The organism is Staphylococcus sp. EG-SA-2, assembly GCF_017152085.1.
Window position 1 is genome coordinate 1 of the sequence record NZ_JACYHC010000243.1, and the last position, 509, is coordinate 509.

Annotated in this window: 1 protein-coding gene; it reads left to right on the plus strand. The window is 39.9% G+C overall.

The annotated features are described in order from the left end of the window. On the plus strand, positions 1 to 509 hold a 509-nt coding region (locus IDG60_RS02375), incomplete at both ends, for a proton-conducting transporter transmembrane domain-containing protein (protein WP_274611431.1).

A 509-nucleotide genomic window follows, 5' to 3' on the forward strand; every position in this document is an offset into this window, starting at 1 on the left:
TGATCATCATTATAGACATTACTTTCCATTGTTCACTGCGATTACGTCGTTTGCATCTTTAGCATGGATGTCTGAAGACTTAAGACTGATGGCACTCTGCTGGGGTATGACATTATTATGTTTAACACTGCTGATGAACGTTAATCGTTTTTGGAAAGTGCCACGTGAGTCTGCGAAATTATCAAGCATGACATTTTTATGTGGTTGGCTTGCATTCGTTGGAGCAATTGTAACTATTTATATTGCGACTGGTGAGTGGCGGGTACCACAACATATAGTACATCCGACATGGTCATTGTTGACGAATGTACTACTTGTATTAGCTGTCATGATACCGGCAGCACAATTTCCTTTTCATCGATGGTTGATTGAATCTGTAACGGCACCAACGCCAGTATCGGCAATTATGCATGCAGGAATTGTGAATGCAGGTGGTGTTATTCTAACTCGTTTTGCGCCGATATTTGATAATGGATTTGCGTTATCATTATTACTTATCCTTTCTAGTA